Origin of the sequence: Pseudoalteromonas sp. JSTW (genome assembly GCF_013423925.1) — a bacterium.
Lineage (GTDB): Bacteria > Pseudomonadota > Gammaproteobacteria > Enterobacterales > Alteromonadaceae > Pseudoalteromonas > Pseudoalteromonas lipolytica.
In genome coordinates, this window is the sequence record NZ_CP058972.1 from 319023 (window position 1) to 342521 (window position 23499).

The 23499-nt window shown below is 43.7% G+C and carries 16 protein-coding genes, 2 tRNA genes and 3 rRNA genes; 11 read left to right on the plus strand and 10 right to left on the minus strand.

Features of this window, described 5'->3' with window-relative positions:
* The first annotated feature begins 109 nt into the window (after positions 1-109).
* The gene (locus GZH31_RS01560; RefSeq protein ID WP_036974482.1) at positions 110-1225 is read left to right on the plus strand and encodes a DUF5610 domain-containing protein; all 1116 of its coding nucleotides are present in this window, start codon (positions 110-112) and stop codon (positions 1223-1225) included.
* Positions 1226-1291: 66 nt separating this feature from the next.
* Positions 1292-2086 carry a glutamate racemase gene (murI, locus tag GZH31_RS01565; RefSeq protein ID WP_180311324.1) on the plus strand — a complete coding sequence of 265 codons (795 nt, stop codon included), beginning with the start codon at positions 1292-1294 and terminating at the stop codon, positions 2084-2086.
* On the opposite strand, the gene GZH31_RS01570 is transcribed toward murI, so the two are convergent.
* Entirely contained in the window at positions 2049-2528 is a 480-nt protein-coding gene (locus tag GZH31_RS01570) for an RNA-binding protein (protein WP_036974477.1), read from the minus strand. The two genes, murI and GZH31_RS01570, sit on opposite strands and share 38 nt — an antisense overlap.
* A 630-nt stretch (positions 2529-3158) precedes the next feature.
* Here GZH31_RS01570 and GZH31_RS01575 point away from each other — a divergent pair.
* The 7 genes from GZH31_RS01575 (at position 3159) to GZH31_RS01605 (ending at position 11517) form a co-directional block, all read left to right on the plus strand.
* Positions 3159-4699: ribosomal RNA gene (locus tag GZH31_RS01575) — 16S ribosomal RNA — on the plus strand.
* A 73-nt stretch (positions 4700-4772) separates the two neighbouring features.
* A tRNA-Ile gene (locus GZH31_RS01580) sits at positions 4773-4849 on the plus strand.
* A gap of 37 nt (positions 4850-4886) precedes the next feature.
* Positions 4887-4962 (plus strand) — tRNA-Ala (locus GZH31_RS01585).
* A gap of 287 nt (positions 4963-5249) precedes the next feature.
* A 23S ribosomal RNA gene (locus GZH31_RS01590) occupies positions 5250-8135 on the plus strand.
* Positions 8136-8256: 121 nt separating this feature from the next.
* Positions 8257-8371: ribosomal RNA gene (gene rrf, locus GZH31_RS01595) — 5S ribosomal RNA — on the plus strand.
* The 16S, 23S and 5S rRNA genes sit together here with 2 tRNA genes alongside, the layout of an rRNA operon.
* Positions 8372-8763: 392 nt before the next feature.
* Complete coding sequence (locus GZH31_RS01600) at positions 8764-9798, plus strand: IS110 family transposase (protein WP_143104617.1); 1035 nt, start codon at positions 8764-8766, stop codon at positions 9796-9798.
* A 684-nt stretch (positions 9799-10482) separates the two neighbouring features.
* Positions 10483-11517, plus strand: a complete 1035-nt coding sequence (locus GZH31_RS01605; RefSeq protein ID WP_143104617.1) for an IS110 family transposase — start codon at positions 10483-10485, stop codon at positions 11515-11517.
* Positions 11518-11996: 479 nt separating this feature from the next.
* Here GZH31_RS01605 and GZH31_RS01610 read toward each other — a convergent pair whose 3' ends face one another.
* The 8 genes from GZH31_RS01610 to cysG form a co-directional block, all read right to left on the minus strand.
* Entirely contained in the window at positions 11997-13259 is a 1263-nt protein-coding gene (locus GZH31_RS01610) for an aromatic amino acid transport family protein (RefSeq protein ID WP_118843942.1), read from the minus strand.
* 153 nt (positions 13260-13412) lie between these two features.
* A complete protein-coding gene (locus tag GZH31_RS01615; protein WP_036971594.1) occupies positions 13413-13604 on the minus strand; it encodes a hypothetical protein in 192 nt (63 codons plus the stop codon).
* 157 nt (positions 13605-13761) lie between these two features.
* The gene (gene cysQ, locus GZH31_RS01620; RefSeq protein WP_036971592.1) at positions 13762-14532 is read right to left on the minus strand and encodes a 3'(2'),5'-bisphosphate nucleotidase CysQ; all 771 of its coding nucleotides are present in this window, start codon (positions 14530-14532) and stop codon (positions 13762-13764) included.
* Positions 14533-14535: 3 nt separating this feature from the next.
* Positions 14536-15132 carry an adenylyl-sulfate kinase gene (cysC, locus tag GZH31_RS01625; RefSeq protein WP_036971590.1) on the minus strand — a complete coding sequence of 199 codons (597 nt, stop codon included), beginning with the start codon at positions 15130-15132 and terminating at the stop codon, positions 14536-14538.
* A 21-nt stretch (positions 15133-15153) separates the two neighbouring features.
* Positions 15154-16881, minus strand: a complete 1728-nt coding sequence (locus tag GZH31_RS01630) for an SLC13 family permease (protein WP_036971588.1) — start codon at positions 16879-16881, stop codon at positions 15154-15156.
* A gap of 32 nt (positions 16882-16913) precedes the next feature.
* On the minus strand, positions 16914-18338 hold the full coding sequence (gene cysN, locus GZH31_RS01635) for a sulfate adenylyltransferase subunit CysN (RefSeq protein ID WP_036971586.1): 1425 nt from the start codon (positions 18336-18338) through the stop codon (positions 16914-16916).
* Complete coding sequence (gene cysD, locus GZH31_RS01640; protein WP_036971584.1) at positions 18338-19237, minus strand: sulfate adenylyltransferase subunit CysD; 900 nt, start codon at positions 19235-19237, stop codon at positions 18338-18340. Before cysD ends, cysN begins: the two co-directional genes overlap by 1 nt.
* Positions 19238-19272: 35 nt before the next feature.
* Positions 19273-20694: a siroheme synthase CysG gene (cysG, locus tag GZH31_RS01645; RefSeq protein WP_036971795.1), complete on the minus strand. Its 1422-nt coding sequence runs from the start codon at positions 20692-20694 to the stop codon at positions 19273-19275.
* Positions 20695-20966: 272 nt separating this feature from the next.
* Between cysG and deoC the strand changes: the two genes are divergently transcribed.
* Together deoC and GZH31_RS01655 are read left to right on the plus strand one after the other, a co-directional pair.
* The gene (gene deoC / locus GZH31_RS01650; RefSeq protein WP_036971793.1) at positions 20967-21710 is read left to right on the plus strand and encodes a deoxyribose-phosphate aldolase; all 744 of its coding nucleotides are present in this window, start codon (positions 20967-20969) and stop codon (positions 21708-21710) included.
* Complete coding sequence (locus GZH31_RS01655; RefSeq protein WP_036971583.1) at positions 21700-22200, plus strand: hypothetical protein; 501 nt, start codon at positions 21700-21702, stop codon at positions 22198-22200. The genes deoC and GZH31_RS01655 overlap by 11 nt, the downstream gene beginning before the upstream one ends.
* Positions 22201-22327: 127 nt before the next feature.
* Here GZH31_RS01655 and GZH31_RS01660 read toward each other — a convergent pair whose 3' ends face one another.
* Complete coding sequence (locus tag GZH31_RS01660) at positions 22328-23470, minus strand: CsgG/HfaB family protein (protein ID WP_075594522.1); 1143 nt, start codon at positions 23468-23470, stop codon at positions 22328-22330.
* Positions 23471-23499: the final 29 nt, after the last annotated feature.

A 23499-nucleotide genomic window follows, 5' to 3' on the forward strand; every position in this document is an offset into this window, starting at 1 on the left:
AGGATTTGTCTAGTTTTGTTATTTATTTTAGTGTCGTTTTTTTGTACAAAAAACTTAAGTTATGCGATTTTTGGCCGATAATGAGGTAACCATAAAATGGAGTCGGATCATGAAAATTGGCAACCTAGGCTATATGCCTAATACAAATCTGAATAAATACAATGGTAAACAGTCTGTGCAGCAGCCTACCATTCAAAATCGTCAAGATAGCTATCAACAACGTGGCCGCGAACTGGCTGCAAAAGTACTCGACGATAAACTTGCACAAGCACTTGGTTTACCTAAAGCAGAAGAAAAGAAAGATAAACCCCTGTTTGATTTTGATGAGATCGTTAAAAATGTACTTAATTTTGTTGGTGGTGCGCTGCGTAAAGCAAAAGCAGATGGCGCTGATGATGAAAAGTTAAAAGGCATGTTAGGCGAGGCACGCAAAGGCGTACAAATGGGAATCGATGATGCCTATGATGAACTTAAAGAATCAGGCATCTTAAATGACGATATCGAAGAGGGTATCGAAAAATCGAAAGAAGGTATCTTTAAAGGTATTGATGAGCTTGAAGAAGACTTATTTAATCCTAAACCTAATGCCGTGACGGTTAGCCAAGCACAGTACGTGAGCTTAAGTAATAATGCTGAATATACATTTACCACAGCCGAAGGTGATGAAGTCAGTATTAGCTTTGCAGATGCATATGAGAGCAAGTCCGCTAGTAGCTACAGTAAAAACGGTGACAACGAAGCGTATGTCAGTGAATCGTCACAATCACGTGACTTATCTTTTTCTATGTCAGTGAATGGCGATCTTAATGAGCAAGAGCAGCAGGCCATTAACGAGTTGATGGAAGACTTACAAGGCGTTAGCGAAACATTTTTCTCAGGCTCACTCGATGAAGCCTTTGAACAAGCTAAAGAGCTTAACTTGAGTAATGAGCAGCTAGTCGGTTTTTCGATGGATTTGAAGCAAACCAAAACAGTTGCAGCTATAAAAGGGTACGAAGAATATAAACCAACGCCAGAGAAAGAAGTTGCAGAAAAGGTCGCCCCTTTTAACGATGACTTAAAAGAAGCCTTTAATAAAGCTGGTGATATTGGTTTGCAAAATCAACTTGCCGGAATTTTGCAATGGTTAAATCAAGATAAAGAAGAAGTCAGTAAATTGGTTGATTATACCAAAGCGATGTTCGAGCAAATGAATACACTACGTTCAGCCAATGAACAGAACTAGTCTTCGCTTTCTTTTTAGATAGTCACATGGCAAACTGCTTGCCTTTCATGATCCGAGGTAAGTAGTTTGTCAGTCCATATAATGGTGTTTGATTCAGGTATTGGTGGGACAACTGTGCTTGAACAGATCCAGGCTTTGATCCCGAATGCAGATTATAGCTATTTTATGGATAATGCCTTTCTGCCTTATGGTGCGCAAACTTCGCAAACAATCATTCAACGCTTATTAGGGCTATTACACTTTATAGACACACATGCGTTGCATGTTGATATATTAGTGATTGCCTGCAATACAGCATCGACATCTGCGTTAGACGTTATTCGACGCTATACAAGTATTGAAGTTGTGGGGGTTGTGCCTGCTATAAAGCCAGCATGTGCCATAAGTAATACGAAGCACATTGGTTTACTTGCCACGCCCGCGACTACAAAAAGCAAATACACCGAGACGTTAATTTTGACACACAGTCAAGGTACAAAAGTGAGCTTGTACGCTTCGACTAAGCTGGTGGAAATTGCAGAAACACTGTTTCATAGTAAAAAACTACTCAAAGCCGAATTCAACGAAGCAATGGCTGAACTCGCTATTGCAGATGATATTGATGTATTAGTACTCGGATGCACACACTTTCCTTTATTAGCCCATGCAATAAATAACTATTACGACAAACGCGTTAAATTGATTGACTCAGGCCGTGCAATTGCAAATCGTGTCAGTAGTATTATTACAACGCAGCAATTAAATTTAGCAACAGACAAAAAAAAGCCGCTCCACTATTATGCAACGGCTCCGATTAGTCACCAGCAATTAAGCGTAGAGCTTGTTACGCTGATTGATCAGATTCCTCACGGAAACTATTAGACTCGTTCTCTTGTTTTTGTTTTGCTTCACGTACTTTTAAAGTACGTTGTTGGAACTCACTATCATTTAATTGATTAATTGCATTGTCAGCATCTGCCTCAGCCATTTCAACAAAACCAAAGCCACGACGTTTACCAGTGTTTTTATCTTTCAATAAACGAACGTTAAAGACTTTACCTTGTTCTTCAAATAAAGCGCGTACAACACCTTCATTCGCTCGGTAAGGAAGGTTGCCAACATAAAGTGTTTTTGTTTTTACTTCAGCCTCCTCACTTGCCGTTGATGAGAGTGCTGCAATAACTAAAGCACCAATTAATAAGCCTGCACCAAATAGCAACGCAGGGTCTAAAGCTAAGCTCGAAAATGCAAACTTAACAATAACAAACCCTAATACAGCAAGAATAACAGAGAAAAGAAAAGATTTTTGATCGGGTAATTTCATTTTTGATCTACCAATAAACAGGAAATAAACATTAATTTAACATTGTGAACTTGCTATCTTAACGCGTTAAATGAACATAGCAATGAAATTTGCATTAAATTATGAATATTGGCTTAAAAAACAGCCATAATTGCGACTGTTTTTGTTATTTTCGGTAATTTTAGTTCACTTTGTGAGCGAACGATAAAAAGATCGAAAAAAAGTGTTGATCTGTTTTTGGATCTCCCTATAATGCGACCCCACTGAGACGGGAGACAGCAACGAAAGACGCTGAGCAACGTAGCAGAGAGTTAAGTAAAACTTCGGTTTTAAATCTTCAAAAGAAAGTTTAAAATTAAGTGTTGACTCTAAAAAATAAGGATGTATTATACGCATCCCTAGCGACGAAGTCGCACTGTTCTTTAACAATATAAAGCAATCATCTGTGTGGGCACTCGTACAGATTGAGTTCTAACAGTCGAGCTACTAGGTAGTAAGACAAAAAAATTTAGAGTCTCAATTTAAACTGAGTGACCAACGGAAATAAGTTTACTTATTTCAGCACAGTCAATTCAACATCGAAAGATGTTAAATAAATTCAGAATTCATTGAGCATGTCCGCTCCCTTATGGGAAGGACAGAAAAAACTTTTAATTGAAGAGTTTGATCATGGCTCAGATTGAACGCTGGCGGCAGGCCTAACACATGCAAGTCGAGCGGTAACAGAGAGTAGCTTGCTACTCTGCTGACGAGCGGCGGACGGGTGAGTAATGCTTGGGAATGTACCTTATGGTGGGGGACAACAGTTGGAAACGACTGCTAATACCGCATAATGTCTTCGGACCAAAGCGGGGGACCTTCGGGCCTCGCGCCATAAGATCAGCCCAAGTGGGATTAGCTAGTTGGTGAGGTAATGGCTCACCAAGGCGACGATCCCTAGCTGGTTTGAGAGGATGATCAGCCACACTGGGACTGAGACACGGCCCAGACTCCTACGGGAGGCAGCAGTGGGGAATATTGCACAATGGGCGCAAGCCTGATGCAGCCATGCCGCGTGTGTGAAGAAGGCCTTCGGGTTGTAAAGCACTTTCAGTAAGGAGGAAAGGTTGGATGTTAATAGCATTCAGCTGTGACGTTACTTACAGAAGAAGCACCGGCTAACTCCGTGCCAGCAGCCGCGGTAATACGGAGGGTGCGAGCGTTAATCGGAATTACTGGGCGTAAAGCGTACGCAGGCGGTTTGTTAAGCGAGATGTGAAAGCCCCGGGCTCAACCTGGGAACTGCATTTCGAACTGGCAAACTAGAGTGTGATAGAGGGTGGTAGAATTTCAGGTGTAGCGGTGAAATGCGTAGAGATCTGAAGGAATACCGATGGCGAAGGCAGCCACCTGGGTCAACACTGACGCTCATGTACGAAAGCGTGGGGAGCAAACAGGATTAGATACCCTGGTAGTCCACGCCGTAAACGATGTCTACTAGAAGCTCGGTTCCTCGGAACTGTTTTTCAAAGCTAACGCATTAAGTAGACCGCCTGGGGAGTACGGCCGCAAGGTTAAAACTCAAATGAATTGACGGGGGCCCGCACAAGCGGTGGAGCATGTGGTTTAATTCGATGCAACGCGAAGAACCTTACCTACACTTGACATACAGAGAACTTACCAGAGATGGTTTGGTGCCTTCGGGAACTCTGATACAGGTGCTGCATGGCTGTCGTCAGCTCGTGTTGTGAGATGTTGGGTTAAGTCCCGCAACGAGCGCAACCCCTATCCTTAGTTGCCAGCGATTCGGTCGGGAACTCTAAGGAGACTGCCGGTGATAAACCGGAGGAAGGTGGGGACGACGTCAAGTCATCATGGCCCTTACGTGTAGGGCTACACACGTGCTACAATGGCGCATACAGAGTGCTGCGAACCTGCGAGGGTAAGCGAATCACTTAAAGTGCGTCGTAGTCCGGATTGGAGTCTGCAACTCGACTCCATGAAGTCGGAATCGCTAGTAATCGCGTATCAGAATGACGCGGTGAATACGTTCCCGGGCCTTGTACACACCGCCCGTCACACCATGGGAGTGGGTTGCTCCAGAAGTGGATAGTCTAACCTTCGGGAGGACGTTCACCACGGAGTGATTCATGACTGGGGTGAAGTCGTAACAAGGTAGCCCTAGGGGAACCTGGGGCTGGATCACCTCCTTATACGATTTAGAACTTATTTGTTCGTAGTGTCCACACAGATGATTGTTAGTTAGAGAAACAATGCTTATTGTTTGGGTCTGTAGCTCAGTTGGTTAGAGCGCACCCCTGATAAGGGTGAGGTCGGTAGTTCAAATCTACTCAGACCCACCACTTCCATGAAGTGGAAACAGTAAGTACCAGCATATGTGGGGCTATAGCTCAGCTGGGAGAGCGCCTGCCTTGCACGCAGGAGGTCAGCAGTTCGATCCTGCTTAGCTCCACCACTTTTACTCCTTAAAAATAAACATTCTTATCAGGTAATAAACTGCTTGAGAATAGAGTGTGTTTAATTTTGAGAAGTTAATTCTCTTGCTCTTTAAAAATTTGGAAAGCTGATAATAAAATTCTGATGAATGACAATTGTTATTTATCAAGAGTTTTCAAAAGTAAAAATATGCCAATTAATTGAAAAATTAATCGGTATCTACTTTAGTATTCTCATCATTATTTGATGAATTAACTTCTGGCGAAGTTAACAGCTGTCACTAACAAAGACCCGTTTGGGTTGTATGGTTAAGTGACTAAGCGTACACGGTGGATGCCTTGGCAGTTGGAGGCGATGAAGGACGTATTAACTTGCGATAAGCCTAGTCAAGCTAGTAAAAAGCACTTGAGACTAGGATTTCCGAATGGGGAAACCCACCTGCTTGCAGGTATCTTACACTGAATACATAGGTGTAAGAGGCGAACGCGGAGAACTGAAACATCTAAGTACCCGTAGGAACAGAAATCAACCGAGATTCCGGAAGTAGCGGCGAGCGAAACCGGACCAGCCCTTAAGCTTATTATGTGTTAGTGGAACATTCTGGAAAGTATGACGATACAGGGTGATAGTCCCGTACACGAAAATGCATCTTAAGTGAAATCGAGTAGGTCGGAGCACGTGAAACTTTGACTGAATATAGGTGGACCATCATCTAAGGCTAAATACTCCCAACTGACCGATAGTGAACCAGTACCGTGAGGGAAAGGCGAAAAGAACCCCTGTGAGGGGAGTGAAATAGAACCTGAAACCGTGTACGTACAAGCAGTAGGAGCCCACTTGTTGGGTGACTGCGTACCTTTTGTATAATGGGTCAGCGACTTATATTTTGTAGCGAGGTTAACCGATTAGGGTAGCCGTAGGGAAACCGAGTCTTAACTGGGCGTTGAGTTGCAAGGTATAGACCCGAAACCCGGTGATCTAGCCATGGGCAGGTTGAAGGTTGAGTAACATCAACTGGAGGACCGAACCCACTAACGTTGAAAAGTTAGGGGATGACCTGTGGCTAGGAGTGAAAGGCTAATCAAACCGGGAGATAGCTGGTTCTCCCCGAAATCTATTTAGGTAGAGCCTCGGACGAATACTTACGGGGGTAGAGCACTGTTAAGGCTAGGGGGTCATCCCGACTTACCAACCCTTTGCAAACTCCGAATACCGTAAAGTACTATCCGGGAGACACACGGCGGGTGCTAACGTCCGTCGTGAAGAGGGAAACAACCCAGACCGCCAGCTAAGGTCCCAAAGTCATAGTTAAGTGGGAAACGATGTGGAAAGGCCCAGACAGCCAGGAGGTTGGCTTAGAAGCAGCCACCCTTTAAAGAAAGCGTAATAGCTCACTGGTCGAGTCGGTCTGCGCGGAAGATGTAACGGGGCTAAACTATGCACCGAAGCTGCGGATTCAAAATTTATTTTGAGTGGTAGGGGAGCGTTCTGTAAGCCGTTGAAGGTGTGCCGGGAGGCATGCTGGAGGTATCAGAAGTGCGAATGCTGACATGAGTAACGATAATGCGGGTGAAAAACCCGCACGCCGGAAGACCAAGGGTTCCTATCCCATGTTAATCAGGGTAGGGTAAGTCGACCCCTAAGGCGAGGCCGAAAGGCGTAGTCGATGGGAAACGGGTTAATATTCCCGTACTTGGTATAATTGCGATGGGGGGACGGAGCAGGCTAAGCAAGCATGGCGTTGGTTGTCCATGTGAAAGTGAGTAGGTTGAGAGTTTAGGAAAATCCGGACTCTTAAGACTGAGACACGAGACGAGCCACTAAGGTGGTGAAGTTGTTGATGCCATACTTCCAGGAAAAGCCTCTAAGCTTCAGATTATACCGAATCGTACCCCAAACCGACACAGGTGGTCAGGTAGAGAATACTAAGGCGCTTGAGAGAACTCGGGTGAAGGAACTAGGCAAAATCGTACCGTAACTTCGGGAGAAGGTACGCTCCGATTGGTGATGAGACTTGCTCTTTAAGCTGATTGGAGCCGCAGTGACCAGGTGGCTGGGACTGTTTATTAAAAACACAGCACTGTGCAAAATCGCAAGATGACGTATACGGTGTGACACCTGCCCGGTGCCGGAAGGTTAATTGATGGGGTTAGTTTTCGGACGAAGCTCTTGATCGAAGCCCCGGTAAACGGCGGCCGTAACTATAACGGTCCTAAGGTAGCGAAATTCCTTGTCGGGTAAGTTCCGACCTGCACGAATGGTGTAACCATGGCCACGCTGTCTCCACCCGAGACTCAGTGAAATTGAAATCGCAGTGAAGATGCTGTGTACCCGCGGCTAGACGGAAAGACCCCGTGAACCTTTACTACAGCTTGGCACTGAACATTGAACCTACATGTGTAGGATAGGTGGGAGGCTTTGAAGCAGAGACGCTAGTCTTTGTGGAGCCGTCCTTGAAATACCACCCTTGTAGTTTTGATGTTCTAACGTTGGCCCCTAATCGGGGTTACGGACAGTGCCTGGTGGGTAGTTTGACTGGGGCGGTCTCCTCCCAAAGAGTAACGGAGGAGCACGAAGGTTGGCTAAGTACGGTCGGACATCGTACGGTTAGTGTAATGGTAGAAGCCAGCTTAACTGCGAGACAGACACGTCGAGCAGGTACGAAAGTAGGTCATAGTGATCCGGTGGTTCTGAATGGAAGGGCCATCGCTCAACGGATAAAAGGTACTCCGGGGATAACAGGCTGATACCGCCCAAGAGTTCATATCGACGGCGGTGTTTGGCACCTCGATGTCGGCTCATCACATCCTGGGGCTGAAGTCGGTCCCAAGGGTATGGCTGTTCGCCATTTAAAGTGGTACGCGAGCTGGGTTTAGAACGTCGTGAGACAGTTCGGTCCCTATCTGCCGTGGGCGTTTGAGAATTGAGAGGGGTTGCTCCTAGTACGAGAGGACCGGAGTGAACGAACCGCTGGTGTTCGGGTTGTCATGCCAATGGCATTGCCCGGTAGCTACGTTCGGAACTGATAAGCGCTGAAAGCATCTAAGCGCGAAGCAGGCCTCGAGATGAGTTCTCACTAGACTTTTAAAGTCTCTGAAGGGCCGTTGAAGACTACAACGTTGATAGGCAGGATGTGGAAGTGGTGTGAGCCATTAAGCTAACCTGTACTAATTACCCGTGAGGCTTAACCATACAACGCCAAACGCGTTTTATGACAGCGTAACAGACAGAAGTTAGTATACTAAAGTAGATTTTACGATTATCAGATTTCCAGATTTTAGTTAATTGCGAGTGCGATTAACAACCAAATTTGCTTGGTGACAATAGCGTTTTGGACCCACCTGATTCCATGCCGAACTCAGTAGTGAAACGAAACAGCGCCGATGATAGTGTGGCATTTGCCATGTGAAAGTAGGACATCGCCAGGCTCCTAATTAAAGAAACCCGTTGCAGCAATGCAGCGGGTTTTTTGCGTTCAGGGCTAAATCGTCCAGTACCATACAGAGATAAAAGACGCATAAGCGCAAGATGAAGAGACGTAGGAGGTACTTTAGTGCCGAAAGTGTCTGATATGCCCTTCACACATAACCACTGACATTCACGGCTAAAGCCGTTCCTACGCTTTATAATCAGATGTTTAATCACGATTCCCATGTTGTTTAATCATGACGACAAGAATGAAAGATTCCCTTAAATTGCTCACTTCGCTTCTGGCTCAAATAACTAGGCGTAGTAGGAGATGTATGGACTCCTCCCCTAAATAGGGTAAGTACGGTATAAAGAAATTGCAAAACCACTTTTACCAATAAGGAATCCATACATGTCAAAATTTAACTTAATTTGTATCGACTTGGCAAAAAATGTTTTTCAAGTCGGTCAATTTTTTCATCAAAAACTACAAAGTAATAAAGCGGTAAGCAGAAAAGAGCTACTGTCGATACTCACCACGTCTCCTCGTTGTAAAGTTGTTATGGAATCATGTGGCGGTGCTCATTATTGGGCACGCAAGGCGCGTAGTGTTGGTCATGAAGTCGTGATTCTAGACCCTCGATTTGTCAAAGCATTTAGGATTGGCCAGAAAACAGATGCAAACGATGTTATTGCAATAGCTGCGGCTTCTTTCTCACCCAATGTTCGCCCGTGTAAATCACTGACACAAGCACAGCAAAGCCTACAGTCGATAGAGCGAATGCGTGCGTTAGCTGAAAAGCAGAAACGGCAGTTGGCGAATCAAATCAGAGGCTTGTTACTTGAATTTGGAATTGTAATCAAGCAATCAGAATGCGCGTTTAGGCAGGCTATCCCTGAGATTTTAGAAGATAGCGATAATGGGTTAACCGCTGGTTTAAGGCAGTGTATAGCGCAGTGCTATGAATTATTTAAAGCCCAATCAACATTAAAAGAAACATTAAATGAGTTACTGACAGGCTTAGTAAAACAAGATGAGCAATGTGAACGCTTACTGGCTCTTGAGGGCGTAGGGCCTATCACCGCGGTTGGTTTATTAATTAGCTTAAGTGACACAACCCATTTTACGAGCGGACGTAATGCAGCAGCCAATATTGGCGTCACCCCACGTCAGCACTCAAGTGGTGGAAAAGTGCGAATAGGTCATATAGCCAAATACCGCGGAGAGATGATATTACGAAGTCACTTATTTCTGGGGGCCAGAGCGGTCATCAGTCAGTTAAAGCATCGCGAGCCAAAAACGAAAAAAGAGCAATGGCTCAAAGCATTAGTTGAAAGACGCGGTGTGAAGTGCGCCGCCATTGCGTTAGCAAATAAAACAGTTCGGACGGCGTATGCCATGCTGAAAAAGGGCACGCGTTATGAACCAAGCCTACTAGCAAATTAATATTTAGTCTTCGATAACAAAAATAACTGTATTGACCAAGAACCTGCGTTAAGCGGTTAGACCCACCCTTGATAGCCTGTAAAGTGATTAGTGTGTTAAAACACCGAGTAGGAGAAGAGGCACAAGGGCGCGAATACATCATAGGGCCGAGGTAGCTCCTCATTATGAGCCCGCATATAAGTACGCAGTCTAACAAAATTAACGAAGGGTATTGTGCAATAGGAGGAGTCCATATAAGGTACTTTAGTGCCGAAGTATCTGATATGCCCTTCATGCATAATTACTTATATTCACGGCTAAAGCCGTTCCCACACTCTATAATTACGGTTCCCGCGTTGTTTAATCATGATGACAAGATTGAAGGGACTCTAAAATGGGCTACTTCACTTTACGCTAACCTAATTAGCGCGTAGGAGGTACTTTAGTGCCGAAAGTGTCTGATATGCCCTTCATACAACACCCCTGACATTCACGGCTAAAGCCGTTCCTACGCTTCTTAATAACGATGTTTAATCACGATTCCCATGTTGTTTAATCATGATGACAAGAATGAAGGGGTTATTGAATCACTCACTTTACGCTAACCTAATTAGCGCGTAGGAGATGTATGGACTCCTCCCCTAAATAGGGTAAGTACGGTATAAAGAAATTGCAAAACCACTTTTACCAATAAGGAATCCATACATGTCAAAATTTAACTTAATTTGTATCGACTTGGCAAAAAATGTTTTTCAAGTCGGTCAATTTTTTCATCAAAAACTACAAAGTAATAAAGCGGTAAGCAGAAAAGAGCTACTGTCGATACTCACCACGTCTCCTCGTTGTAAAGTTGTTATGGAATCATGTGGCGGTGCTCATTATTGGGCACGCAAGGCGCGTAGTGTTGGTCATGAAGTCGTGATTCTAGACCCTCGATTTGTCAAAGCATTTAGGATTGGCCAGAAAACAGATGCAAACGATGTTATTGCAATAGCTGCGGCTTCTTTCTCACCCAATGTTCGCCCGTGTAAATCACTGACACAAGCACAGCAAAGCCTACAGTCGATAGAGCGAATGCGTGCGTTAGCTGAAAAGCAGAAACGGCAGTTGGCGAATCAAATCAGAGGCTTGTTACTTGAATTTGGAATTGTAATCAAGCAATCAGAATGCGCGTTTAGGCAGGCTATCCCTGAGATTTTAGAAGATAGCGATAATGGGTTAACCGCTGGTTTAAGGCAGTGTATAGCGCAGTGCTATGAATTATTTAAAGCCCAATCAACATTAAAAGAAACATTAAATGAGTTACTGACAGGCTTAGTAAAACAAGATGAGCAATGTGAACGCTTACTGGCTCTTGAGGGCGTAGGGCCTATCACCGCGGTTGGTTTATTAATTAGCTTAAGTGACACAACCCATTTTACGAGCGGACGTAATGCAGCAGCCAATATTGGCGTCACCCCACGTCAGCACTCAAGTGGTGGAAAAGTGCGAATAGGTCATATAGCCAAATACCGCGGAGAGATGATATTACGAAGTCACTTATTTCTGGGGGCCAGAGCGGTCATCAGTCAGTTAAAGCATCGCGAGCCAAAAACGAAAAAAGAGCAATGGCTCAAAGCATTAGTTGAAAGACGCGGTGTGAAGTGCGCCGCCATTGCGTTAGCAAATAAAACAGTTCGGACGGCGTATGCCATGCTGAAAAAGGGCACGCGTTATGAACCAAGCCTACTAGCAAATTAATATTTAGTCTTCGATAACAAAAATAACTGTATTGACCAAGAACCTGCGTTAAGCGGTTAGACCCACCCTTGATAGCCTGTAAAGTGATTAGTGTGTTAAAACACCGAGTAGGAGAAGAGGCACAAGGGCGCGAATACATCATAGGGCCGAGGTAGCTCCTCATTATGAGCCCGCATATAAGTACGCAGTCTAACAAAATTAACGAAGGGTATTGTGCAATAGGAGGAGTCCATATAAGGCACTTTAGTGCCGAAAGTATCTGATATGCCCTTCATACAACACCCCTGACGTTCACGATGAAAGCCGCTCCTACGCTTCTTAATCACGATGACAGAAGTGCAAGGGGCTCTAAAATGGGTTACGCTAATCCGTCTCTCATTAATGAGCAACACAACAACGCGGTGCTTGACGAATAAATACGAAAAAGCCCAGCAGGTTTCCCCGCTGGGCTTTTATATTTATATATTCAGTACTTACTGTTATTTAATCATGCTGTAAATAAGCGCAAGAACAGCAAGAGAGCCAATAGCTAGCACAAATAAAGTACTTAAGCGGTGCCTGTATTTTTGCAGGCTAGGGACTTTATACACGGCAATCATGGGCATAATGAATAAGATCATGGCGATAATTGGGCCTGATAGCTGGTCCATCATGTCTAAAATACTTGGGTTGATCACCGAGCAATACCAAATAGCGAAGAACATGATAACAGTGCCAATCTTATCAACGAGTTTAGGGTTCATATGTGCTTGCTTACTGACAAGACCATTGAAACTTTCGCGGGCTCCTAAAAAGTGGCCTAAGAAAGATGACGTAATGGCGATAAACGCTACCAACGGGCCTAGTGTGGCAATGAATGAGTTATCAGTAATATTGGCAAGAAACGACAAGATAGAAACGTTTTCGGCCTTAGCTTGCAGCATTTGTTCTGATGATAAAGACAACACACACGAAAATACAAACAGCAATACAAATACGATTAACAATAAGCTGGTGCGCTTCAGAATTGCTTCTGACTTCATTTTAGCATTATTGCCGTAATGAGCTCGCTGTACATGGACAAAACTTGAGATTGCAGCGGCATGGCTGAATGAGAACACAATAATAGGAATTGATAACCAGAGCGTTTTCATAAAGCCTGAAAACTCAGGAACTGATACGTCAGGCATCTGCCAGCTTGGGATCAAATACAACGATAAGAAAAACAGAATACCGACGAGTGGATAGACCAAAATAGCAAAAGCACGCAACATGAGTGCTTCTCCACCTAGCATTAAGCTAATCATACCACCCACTAAAATGCCTGATAGCAGCACGCGTGGTGGTGATTCCATACCTAATTGATTAACGATAAAGCTGTCTACGGTATTGGTTAGGCCAACGCCATAAATAAGTAAAATAGGAAAGATAGAAAGAAAATATAAAAGAGAAATTAGTCGCCCAGCATTCATGCCAAAGTGCTCTTCTACCACATCGGTAAAGTCAGCATCTGGTTGCTTTGATGATAATACAAAACGAGCTAAGCCACGATGAGCTAAGTAAGTCATAGGAAAGGCTAAGCACGCCATAATCACTAATGGCCAGAACCCGCCTATACCGATATTAATGGGTAAGAATAAAATGCCGGCACCCACTGCTGTGCCAAATAAACTTAATACCCACTGGGTGTCGTGAAGATTCCATTTCGAGTTACTACTTGTTGTCGATGCACTAAACTGCGCAGCATCTTGTTGTGTGTTCATTAGCACTCCACTATTAGAATAATAATTGTCGCGCAGCATATAGAAAAGCAACTAAGAATGCATGTTTTAGCGTTGTATTTAGATAACTATGCTGTAAGGAGAGACTTACAAAAGGAAATGCTGGGCTAGTTTAGTTAAGCCCAGTTGTGGTGTTTACTCTGCTGCTGCAAGTGCGCGGGCTTTTATATCAGCAGCAAATGCTAAGCCTTTTTTAAAGCGAGCTTCAGCAGCTGTGATTTCACTTTCATCGCCATTAGCAGCAAGCACACCTTGTGATAGTGCTTTGTAAAGAGAAGTGATTTGCGCTTGGTAAGCTGCCTCAATGGCTTTTTCAACAGTCGTCATCGTCATTCCTTTAATAGATTAAGAGGGCAAAATATTATCGGAACACAGGCATAAAGGCTAGTTTAACGTTAATTTAGAGAGGGTAAGTTTTGCTGGGTTTCGCTTCGCGTTACCCAGCTTATGTAGTATTTCACTCTATAACATCGACTGCTAAAGACTAGTCCTGTAACGCCGATACTACAAAATACGGATTCAGATATTCTTCTTTACTGTTATACAGCAGTGGACTGCCATCGAGTTTGCTAACCGTTGCTCCTGCTATTTCGGCAATCGCATGGCCTGCGCCTGTATCCCACTCGCAGGTTGGGCCTAAGCGTGGGTAAATATCGGCGCTGCCTTCGGCTACTAAACATAGTTTTAGTGAGCTGCCTTTTGAGACCATTTCTACGTCATCGAATTGTTTTACAAATTCAGCTAGGTCAGGGGAAGGGTGTGAGCGACTGCCAACAACACGAATAAGCCCTTTATTTGGCTTGCGGGTAACTTTAAGTTCGATGCGTTCATCGCCCTTATCTTTAAATGCACCAATGGCGTTGCTTGCAATATATGAGACACCCAATGCAGGTGCATCGACGACGGCTAAAATAGGCTTACCGTTTTCAATGAGCGCAATATTTACCGTAAACTCACCATTCTTTTTGATGAACTCTTTTGTGCCATCAATCGGGTCGACTAGCCAATAACGTTGCCAGGTTTGACGAACATCCCAGCTAATATCTGCACTTTCTTCACTTAGAATCGGAATGTCTGGCGTTAACTGTTTTAAGCCATTAACAATCACTTTATGAGCTGCTAGATCGGCGTCGGTTACTGGGCTTTCATCGGCTTTGTATTCGACGTTAAAATCTTTTTCGTAAATACCCATAATGGCATTTCCTGCTTGGCGCGCCAGCAGTAAGATTTCTTCTAGCAGTTCCGTATGATTCATGATTTAACCTATAATTTGCTGTTGTTTTAGATACGCTACCAGTTCTTGCACCGATTGGTCTAGGGTGTTTTTGCTCGTATCGATTTTAATTTCGGGTGATGTTGGAACTTGGTAGTCTGAATCAATACCTGTGAAATGCTTAATTTCACCCGCACGTGCCTTTTTATAAAGCCCTTTAGGGTCACGAGTTTCACATACGTCGAGTGGGGTATCTAAAAACACTTCGATGAACTCACCATCATCTACCAAGTTCCTTACCATATCGCGTTCACTTTGGAAGGGTGAAATAAATGCGGTGAGTACCACAAGACCAGCATCGACCATGAGTTTCGCTGTTTCGCCTACGCGGCGAATATTTTCAACACGATCTTCATCAGTAAAGCCTAGATCTTTACATAACCCATGGCGTACGTTATCACCATCAAGTAGATAGGTGTGAACACCAAGTTGGTTTAGTGCGTTTTCTAGCGCATTGGCCACGGTGCTTTTACCAGAGCCAGAAAAGCCAGTGAACCATAAAATAGTCGGCTTATGCTTTTTTTGCTCACTACGTTGTGCTTTAGTGATTGCGTAGTTATGCCAAACGATATTCTCATTCATTGTATCTGTTCTCGTTGTTTGTTATTGAAATGGGAAAACCAGTGGTATCAATGTAAGTACCGTAATCGAATAGATAATCGATAAAGGAAGGCCCATGGCAATGTAATCTTTTAAGCGGTAATTTCCCGCACTGTACACCATAAGGTTGGTCTGATAACCAAATGGTGAGATAAAGCTTGCCGATGCACCAAAGGCCACGGCCATAATAAAGGGCAGTGGGGAAACATCAAAGCCAATAGCCAGCGCATACGCAACAGGAAATGAAAGTGCGGCGGCTGCATTGTTGGTAATCAATTCGGTAAACATGACCGTCATTAAGAAGATAGCAATAAATGCCCCGTAAGGGCCAAAGTCACCTAACACATAAAGCATGCCATTCGATATTTCACCAGCTAAACCGGTGCCAATCATGAGTTTGGCGAGTCCAATCGCACTGCCTACAACCGCTAGTAATTCGATAGGGAAGCGACGTTTAACTTCACTGAGCTTAATTGTGCCGCTGAGCATTAGGCCAATGAGTAACACCAATAAGCCTTTTACTAAGGGGACTAAACCGATAATGCTTAACGTTAAAACCCCGGCAAAACTAGCCAGCACAATGTTTGATTGCTTTGCTTTTAAATGTGTTTGTAAATCGAGACCCGAAATATAAACAAACTCACGCTTTAAATTTGGGAGTGTGTAAAATGCTTTACCCGGCGCGAGAATCAAGGAATCACCTGCTTGTAATTGCACCTTACCTAGGCCTCCTTGTAAACGGTCATGGCCTCGACGAATTGCAATTACTGCCGCATGAAACTGTTCGCGAAAGCGAATTTCTTTAATCGTTTTGCCAATGTATTTAGAGGAGTGACTCACGACCACTTCAACAAGGTGTTCAACATCTTTCTCGTGCTTGTCATGAACCACTTTTAAGCCATCAAATTGAGTCAGTAAAGGAACAGACTTTATATCGCCGACAAATAATAATACGTCACCTTCTTTGATTACTTGTTTTGGGGTGACGGCACAAATACGTTTGTCACCACGAATGATTTCAGCAAGGAAGAGATCTTTTAATTCACGCAGACCATTTTCTTCAACACTTTTACCAATCAGCTTTGAATCAGCTTCTACTTTGCCTTCTAAGTAAAATGGCACGACTTCTTGGTTATTTTTACCGTTATCGGGTAGGTATTTAAGCATTACAATAATGGTGATCAGGCCCACACTTAATGCGCCTAAACCAACCAGTGTAAAATCAAAAAAACCTAAGGGAGCCATGCCCGCTTCAACAGCAAAACCATTGACGATTAAATTAGTTGAGGTGCCAATTAAAGTAATTGTGCCACCGAGTATTGCGGTGTACGACAAAGGCAGTAATAGTTTTGATGGCGAATGTGTCGGGCTCTCTTTTATGGCACTAATAAGAGATGCCACAACGGCTGTGTTATTAGTAAACGATGACAAAAAGGCGGTCGATAAGCCAAGCTTAGTGACAGAGCTTGTCAGGCTACCTTTTGATAAGGATTGGGCAAGTTTCTGTACCAATGTGGTTTTTTCTACCGCAATTGATACCAATACTAAAAGTATCAGGGTGATTAACGAGGGGTTGGCATAATTAACAAGCATATCCTCAAGGCTAATAAGCCCAGAAAGATAGCTAATTCCAATGGCGCTCACAAATAACCATGCTGGTTTTAATCGTGTGCCAAATAGGCACCCGACTAATACCAGCATAATGCCTGTTAATACCAGCTGTTGATACATGCTTTTTACTTCCTATAACAGGCGAATTGTGATTATTTAAGCTTAGTTATATCAAGCGCTTGCCAATGAGGGAAGTGCTTGCGAACAAGTGCATTAAACTCAACTTCAAAGTCGCTAAAGCCACTTTGTTGCTCTTCAGTGCTTAATAACTGCTCGATCATACCTGCTGCAACCGTTAAGTTTGATAGGCGATCGATTAAGATAAATGCCCCTGTTTCATGGTTGTCGTGATACTCATCTGCCAAAATTGTTTCTGTAAGCTCGAGGGTTACAATAGCAATTTCGTTTAGCTGCAGAGAGTCTGCTTGGCCATGCTCTAAGGTATTTACATCAATCGTGTGATCAATTTTTTTCACCACCGCTGAGGTATTTTTGCTGCCTAACTTAAAGTTATAGTTTTTACCTAGCACCAAGGGGGATTCATGCATCCACACAAGTTTGGCTTGAATACGGTTTGTTACAGCGGCTTTAGATGCGGCAGGTACAATTACATCACCACGACTGATATCAATTTCGTCGTTAAGCGTTAATGTAACTGCTTGGCCTGCTTCGGCTGTATCAAGGTTCCCATCGAAGGTGACAATCTCTTTGATACTTGAGCTTTTTCCTGATGGTAATACTTTTACGGCATCACCCACACTGAACGTACCTGAAGTGAGTGTTCCTTGGAAACCGCGGAAATCTAAGTTAGGGCGCACAACATATTGCACAGGTAAGCGTGCTTCAAAGCCAGTATCAATTTCAGCCGCAGGGGAATCTTCGAGTAATTCAAGAAGCGGTTTGTCGGTGTAATAAGGTGTATGTTCAGAGCGTACTACAACGTTGTCGCCTTTCAGTGCTGACATAGGTACGAACTTAATATTTGTGACGTTTAACTGCTCTGCAAACTTAAGGTAATCGGCTTTGATTTTCTCATACACGGTTTCGTCAAAATCGACGATGTCCATCTTATTGATAGCAACAACAAATTGTTTAATCCCTAAAGAGTCACAAATAAAGCTATGACGCTTAGTTTGTACCTGCACGCCATAACGTGCATCGACTAGGATAATTGCCACATCGCTGGTTGATGCACCTGTTACCATGTTGCGGGTGTATTGCTCATGTCCAGGCGTATCCGCAATAATGAATTTACGTTTTGCTGTTGAGAAATAACGATACGCAACATCAATCGTGATGCCTTGTTCTCGCTCAGCTTGCAAGCCATCAACGAGTAGGGCTAAGTCAAGCTCTTCACCTGCATTACCAACTTTTTCGTTGTCTTTGTGAAGGGCTGCAAGTTGATCTTCATAAATTTGGTGGCTGTCATGCAGAAGGCGGCCGATTAACGTTGATTTACCGTCATCAACACTGCCACATGTCAGCATACGTAAAAGGCTTTTGTCTTGTTGACGCGCAAGGTAGGCGTCGATGCCTAGCTCTCTTACTTCATTAATCGTGTCGTTAGTTTTAGACATTAGAAATAACCCTCACGTTTTTTCTTTTCCATAGAGCCTGCAGAGTCGTGATCAATCACGCGACCTTCACGCTCAGATGATGTTGATAACAACATCTCTTCAATGATTTCAGTTAATGAGCTGGCGGTTGATTCCACAGCACCAGTAAGTGGATAACAGCCAAGGGTACGAAAACGGACCGACTTCATTTGCGGTACTTCGCCTTCTTCAAGCGGCATGCGCTCATCATCAACCATAATGAGAGTGCCATTGCGCTCAACAACAGGGCGTTCTTTGGCTAAATATAGCGGCACCATTTCAATGTTTTCTTGGTAGATGTATTGCCAAATATCAAGCTCAGTCCAGTTAGATAAAGGGAATACACGAATACTTTCACCCGGGTTAACTTGGCTGTTGTAAGTATTCCACAGCTCTGGACGTTGATTTTTAGGATCCCATCTGTGGTGCTTATCGCGGAAAGAATAAACACGCTCTTTGGCACGTGACTTTTCTTCATCGCGGCGAGCACCGCCGAATGCAGCATCAAAACCATATTTATCAAGCGCTTGTTTTAAGCCTTGGGTTTTCATGATATCGGTATGCTTCGCTGAGCCATGAACAAACGGATTAATATCAATCGCTAAACCTTCAGGGTTTTTATGGACGATTAAATCAAAGCCATATTCTTTGGCTAAACGATCGCGAAACTCGATCATTTCCTTAAATTTCCAGTTGGTATCAACATGCAAAAGAGGAAATGGAATTTTTGCTGGGTAAAATGCCTTACGTGCTAAGTGTAATAACACCGATGAATCTTTACCGATTGAGTAAAGCATAACCGGGTTTTCAAACTCAGCAGCAACTTCGCGCATGATCTTGATACTTTCAGCTTCTAATTGCTGAAGGTGTGTTAAAGCCATTGTTAGTCGTCCTACTAAAATGATTAAAAGTTAAATTACGCTACGCCTGTTAAAGGCTGGGCAAAGCTGCTGGTTTGTGCCGTTTGGCCAAACCAAGCAAGTTGATGATGCAGTGATGCAACTTCGCCAATAATTAATAACGCTGGTGAAATAATACTGTGCCGTGAAATTAAATCGGCTAATTCACCTAGCTGCCCCGTCACGACACGTTGTTCTTTACGTGTGCCGTTTTCAATGATGGCCACTGGTGTATCTGCACCGCGACCATGTTTTAATAATTGTGCTTGGATATGAGGTGACTTAATCACCCCCATATAAATCGCTAAGGTTTGATTAGGTTTAGCAAGCGACTGCCAATCGAGTTCTTGACCCTCTTTTTTACAGTGCCCAGTAACGAATTGGATGGCTTGTGCATGGTCTCTATGTGTTAATGGGATACCCGCATAAGCACTGCAACCGGCTGCAGCAGTAATACCAGGAACAATTTGATAGCGGATCTGGTTGGCAGCAAGCACTTGTACTTCTTCACCGCCACGGCCATAAATGAATGGATCGCCCCCTTTAATGCGGCATACTTTTTTACCCTGTTTAGCAAAATCAACTAACATTTGATTGGTATCTTCTTGTGCCACACTATGATCGCCCAAGCGCTTGCCAACACACACTAAGTCGGCATCGCGACGCACTAGTTCCATAATTTCATCAGACACAAGGTAGTCATACACAACAACATCGGCTTGTTGCATTAATTGCAGGGCTTTTAACGTTAATAGCTCTGGGTCACCAGGGCCTGCGCCCACAACATATACTTCACCTTCGGGCTCAGGCTTGGCTTCGAGTAGTTGCTCTAGTTGCGCCGACGCTGCGGTGGTGTCGCCTGCTTGCACTTTACTCACAACCGATGAATCAAACACACCTTCCCAAAACTGGCGACGGTCGGCGAAATGTTTAAAACGTTGCTTTACTTTGTCGCGAAAACTCCCGACTAAAGTAGCCAAAGGGCCAATATGTTGTGGAATAAGCGTTTCGAGCTTTTCACGTAAGCGACGTGCTAAAACAGGGGCTGTCCCCGCGCTTGAGATAGCAATAGTGATAGGGTCACGGTCAACAATCGAGGGAAAGATAAAACTACACTTAGGTTGATCATCAACGACATTAACGAAAATATTGCGTGCGTTAGCAAGCTCAAAAACCGTGCTGTTAACTGCGTCGTTATCTGTTGCGGCAATAACCAACATTTGTTTATCTAAATGGTGCTCTTGAAATATGTCGTTAATTAGCGTGACTTCACCCGTGTTTGCAAGGGTTATAAGCTCATCACAAAATTCAGGGGCTACTAACGTCACGTGTGCGCGCGCTTTTAAAAATGCGCGGCATTTGCGTAACGCAACATCTCCACCGCCGACTACCAATACGGGCCTGTCGTCTAATTTGGTAAAGATAGGTAAATATTGCACGTTGTTTATACCCCTAAAAAACATCACAGAAACTGCTTATTGCAGACAAGCAGAATATAGTGCGTATTGTTAAGTAAAAAATAATTAAAACCCAATTTATATAACTAAAAGTTATATTGGGTGGTTCTATTTGGCTTAAGACTTAGTTAACAAGGGATTGCGGCGAGTTACAAGAAAATAACTAGGCTTATGGTGATTCGTTATGAGTTATAGCCAGAACATAAAAATTTGCTACTATGGGTCACTATTATGGCAACACAAAAATAAGATTTATGAAAAACATGCAAACAATCGCAGCCCAAGCTGTGGCACTCATGGACTTAACAACCCTCAATGACACCGATACGGCACAAACAATTGAAGATCTTATTGCCAGTATTCAGCCAAAGTTAGGCGTACCTGCGGCGGTGTGTGTTTATAGTCAGTTTGTTAGTGATGCCAAATTAGCGTTGGCAGAGCGTGCGCTAAAGCAAGTAAAGGTGGCCACCGTCACCAATTTTCCAACAGGAGAGCAGCCTTTAGAACAGGTGATAAATGAAACCTTGTTTGCTATTGAGCGTGGCGCTGACGAAATTGATTTAGTGATCCCATACAAAGCCCTTATTGCAGGTGATGAAGAGAAGGTTTTAACGTACGTCAAATCCTCAAAAGATGCCTGCGGCAATAAAGCCGTGTTAAAAGTGATTATCGAAAGTGGCGAATTAACAGATGAGTTAATAACTAAAGCGAGCCAACTTGCGATTGATGGCGGGGCTGATTTTGTCAAAACGAGTACGGGTAAAGTGGCGGTTAATGCAACCTTAGCTGCAACAGAGATAATTTTAACCGCAATTAAAGCAAGCGGTAAAAACGTCGGTTTTAAAGCCGCAGGGGGAGTGAGAACCGTTGCTGATGCCGCTCAATACTTGGCCTTAGCTGAATCTATAATGGGTGAAGCCTATATAAAGCCTAAACTATTTAGGTTTGGTGCTTCGGGGTTATTAAGTGATGTATATGCGACATTAAATGAATCGTGATAGTGAGCAAGAAAAAATAGCCCTTGAGCATGGCGCCGCAAAATTATTTTTGCGCTGTTATGAAAAAGAGTTTGGGATCAAAATGCGCAATATTTGGCATAATACACCAAGTAAGCCTGATGTGAGCTGCTATAAAGGTGAGCAGCGTCTCGATATTGAAATTGCGCATTTATACGCCAGTGAAACAGAGGCGATGGCCGTATTAGGACGGCCCTTGTCAATTGGTATGCAGCGCGACCTTGCTGAGATGGCACTTGAGCCAAGCGATCAGCGTTTACATTGTGCACTGCATCGGTTACTCGCGCAAAAAGCGAAAAAACAGTATGAATCAGAGCATCCATGGTTATTGATCCGTAATGCCAGCACTATTTGGCACTTAGATGATTTTAAGGCCGTGCTCACTCATCTCGATGTACCAAAAGGGCATCCATTCCAGCAAATTTGGTTATTGTGTGACTTTTATCGTGGTGAACTAGTACAAATTTTATAAATGGAAGATGTTAGCAAAAATGAGAATAAACCGTTCAGGGACACCGTCACTCATTTTTGCCAATACAGCCAGTGGTTATTACTGGCTGTATAAGGCTAATTGACGTTATTAAGCTTGGTTACTTCAATTAGTTAAATTTAAACATACTGCCTAAGCTTTCCAGCCCTGATTTATTCGTTTTAGCAATACATTGGGTATTATCGAGTGACTGTTTGGTTTTTTCATCTGCCAAACCTGTGACGGTGAGTTTATTTTCTTGTTGATATTCAGTGAGTGCAATAACCGTTGCGCGATCGTATTTTACATCTTCTGTTTCAAACTCTTCGTAATGAGGTTGGTTTTTTAAGTAGCCCAAGCAGACTAAGTTTAGACGAGACATTGCCAAGTCCATTTTTTCGTAATGGGGCATTCTATGAGTGGGCACTGTGACTGACGGTGTGTTTGCGACGGCGGTTTTTGCGCCAGTTGCTTTTGCTGTCACTCTTAGAGGGGCTGGAGCAGAGTGTCCTGTAGCAATGGTATTATCACTATTGTAGCGATAGTAAGTGCTAGGTACTTTGCTTTCTAAAAACTCGACGGCTTTAACAATCACTTCTCGTAAGGCTTTTTCTTTAGGGGTGTTTGACCATCCGCTGAGATTACCCCCGACGAGTGCGCCGCCAAAGTTAGTGGCTGCTGAGGTGAAGTCAAAGTCCTTACTTCCGCCTTCTACGCTGGTGGCTGCCAGAATACGCGAAGTGCGTGTGTCTATTAAGCGTAGATCAATTGCCATATGCGAGCCTGAGAAGCCTGCCGATACCGAGCTAAACACATCACCAATAAAGCCGCCACTGCCAACACTGGCACCTGAGCTGTCGTCATCAAATTCGGTTACTGCGGCCACAACCACAATTTCAGCTCCTTCAATTTCACCGTAAGCCGCCCCCGATGCAGCGCTTACTCTTCCAGATACCGCTAAATCTTGCTCTGACAAGACGGCATCAAGTGCTTGACGCTCTAATACAATAAAACGGTTCGTACTGACCAGCGCAGTCGTTAATTGATCAGCCATGCCTTCACCAATTTCTTTTCGCCACCATCGTGAATCATTTGATTTATCAGTAAAGCGCGCCACGGCAATACGTGCTTTTGGACCGTTATACTGTTGCTGTGCTACTTCATTCACATTTGGACTGTTTTGATTTGTTGTTGAAGTTGTTGTGCTTTGGCATGCGCATAATGCAGCACTGAGTAAGGCCACCGTAATTATAGGGTATTTTTTAGCGAACATTTGATTTCCTTAACTTATATCCATGCAGT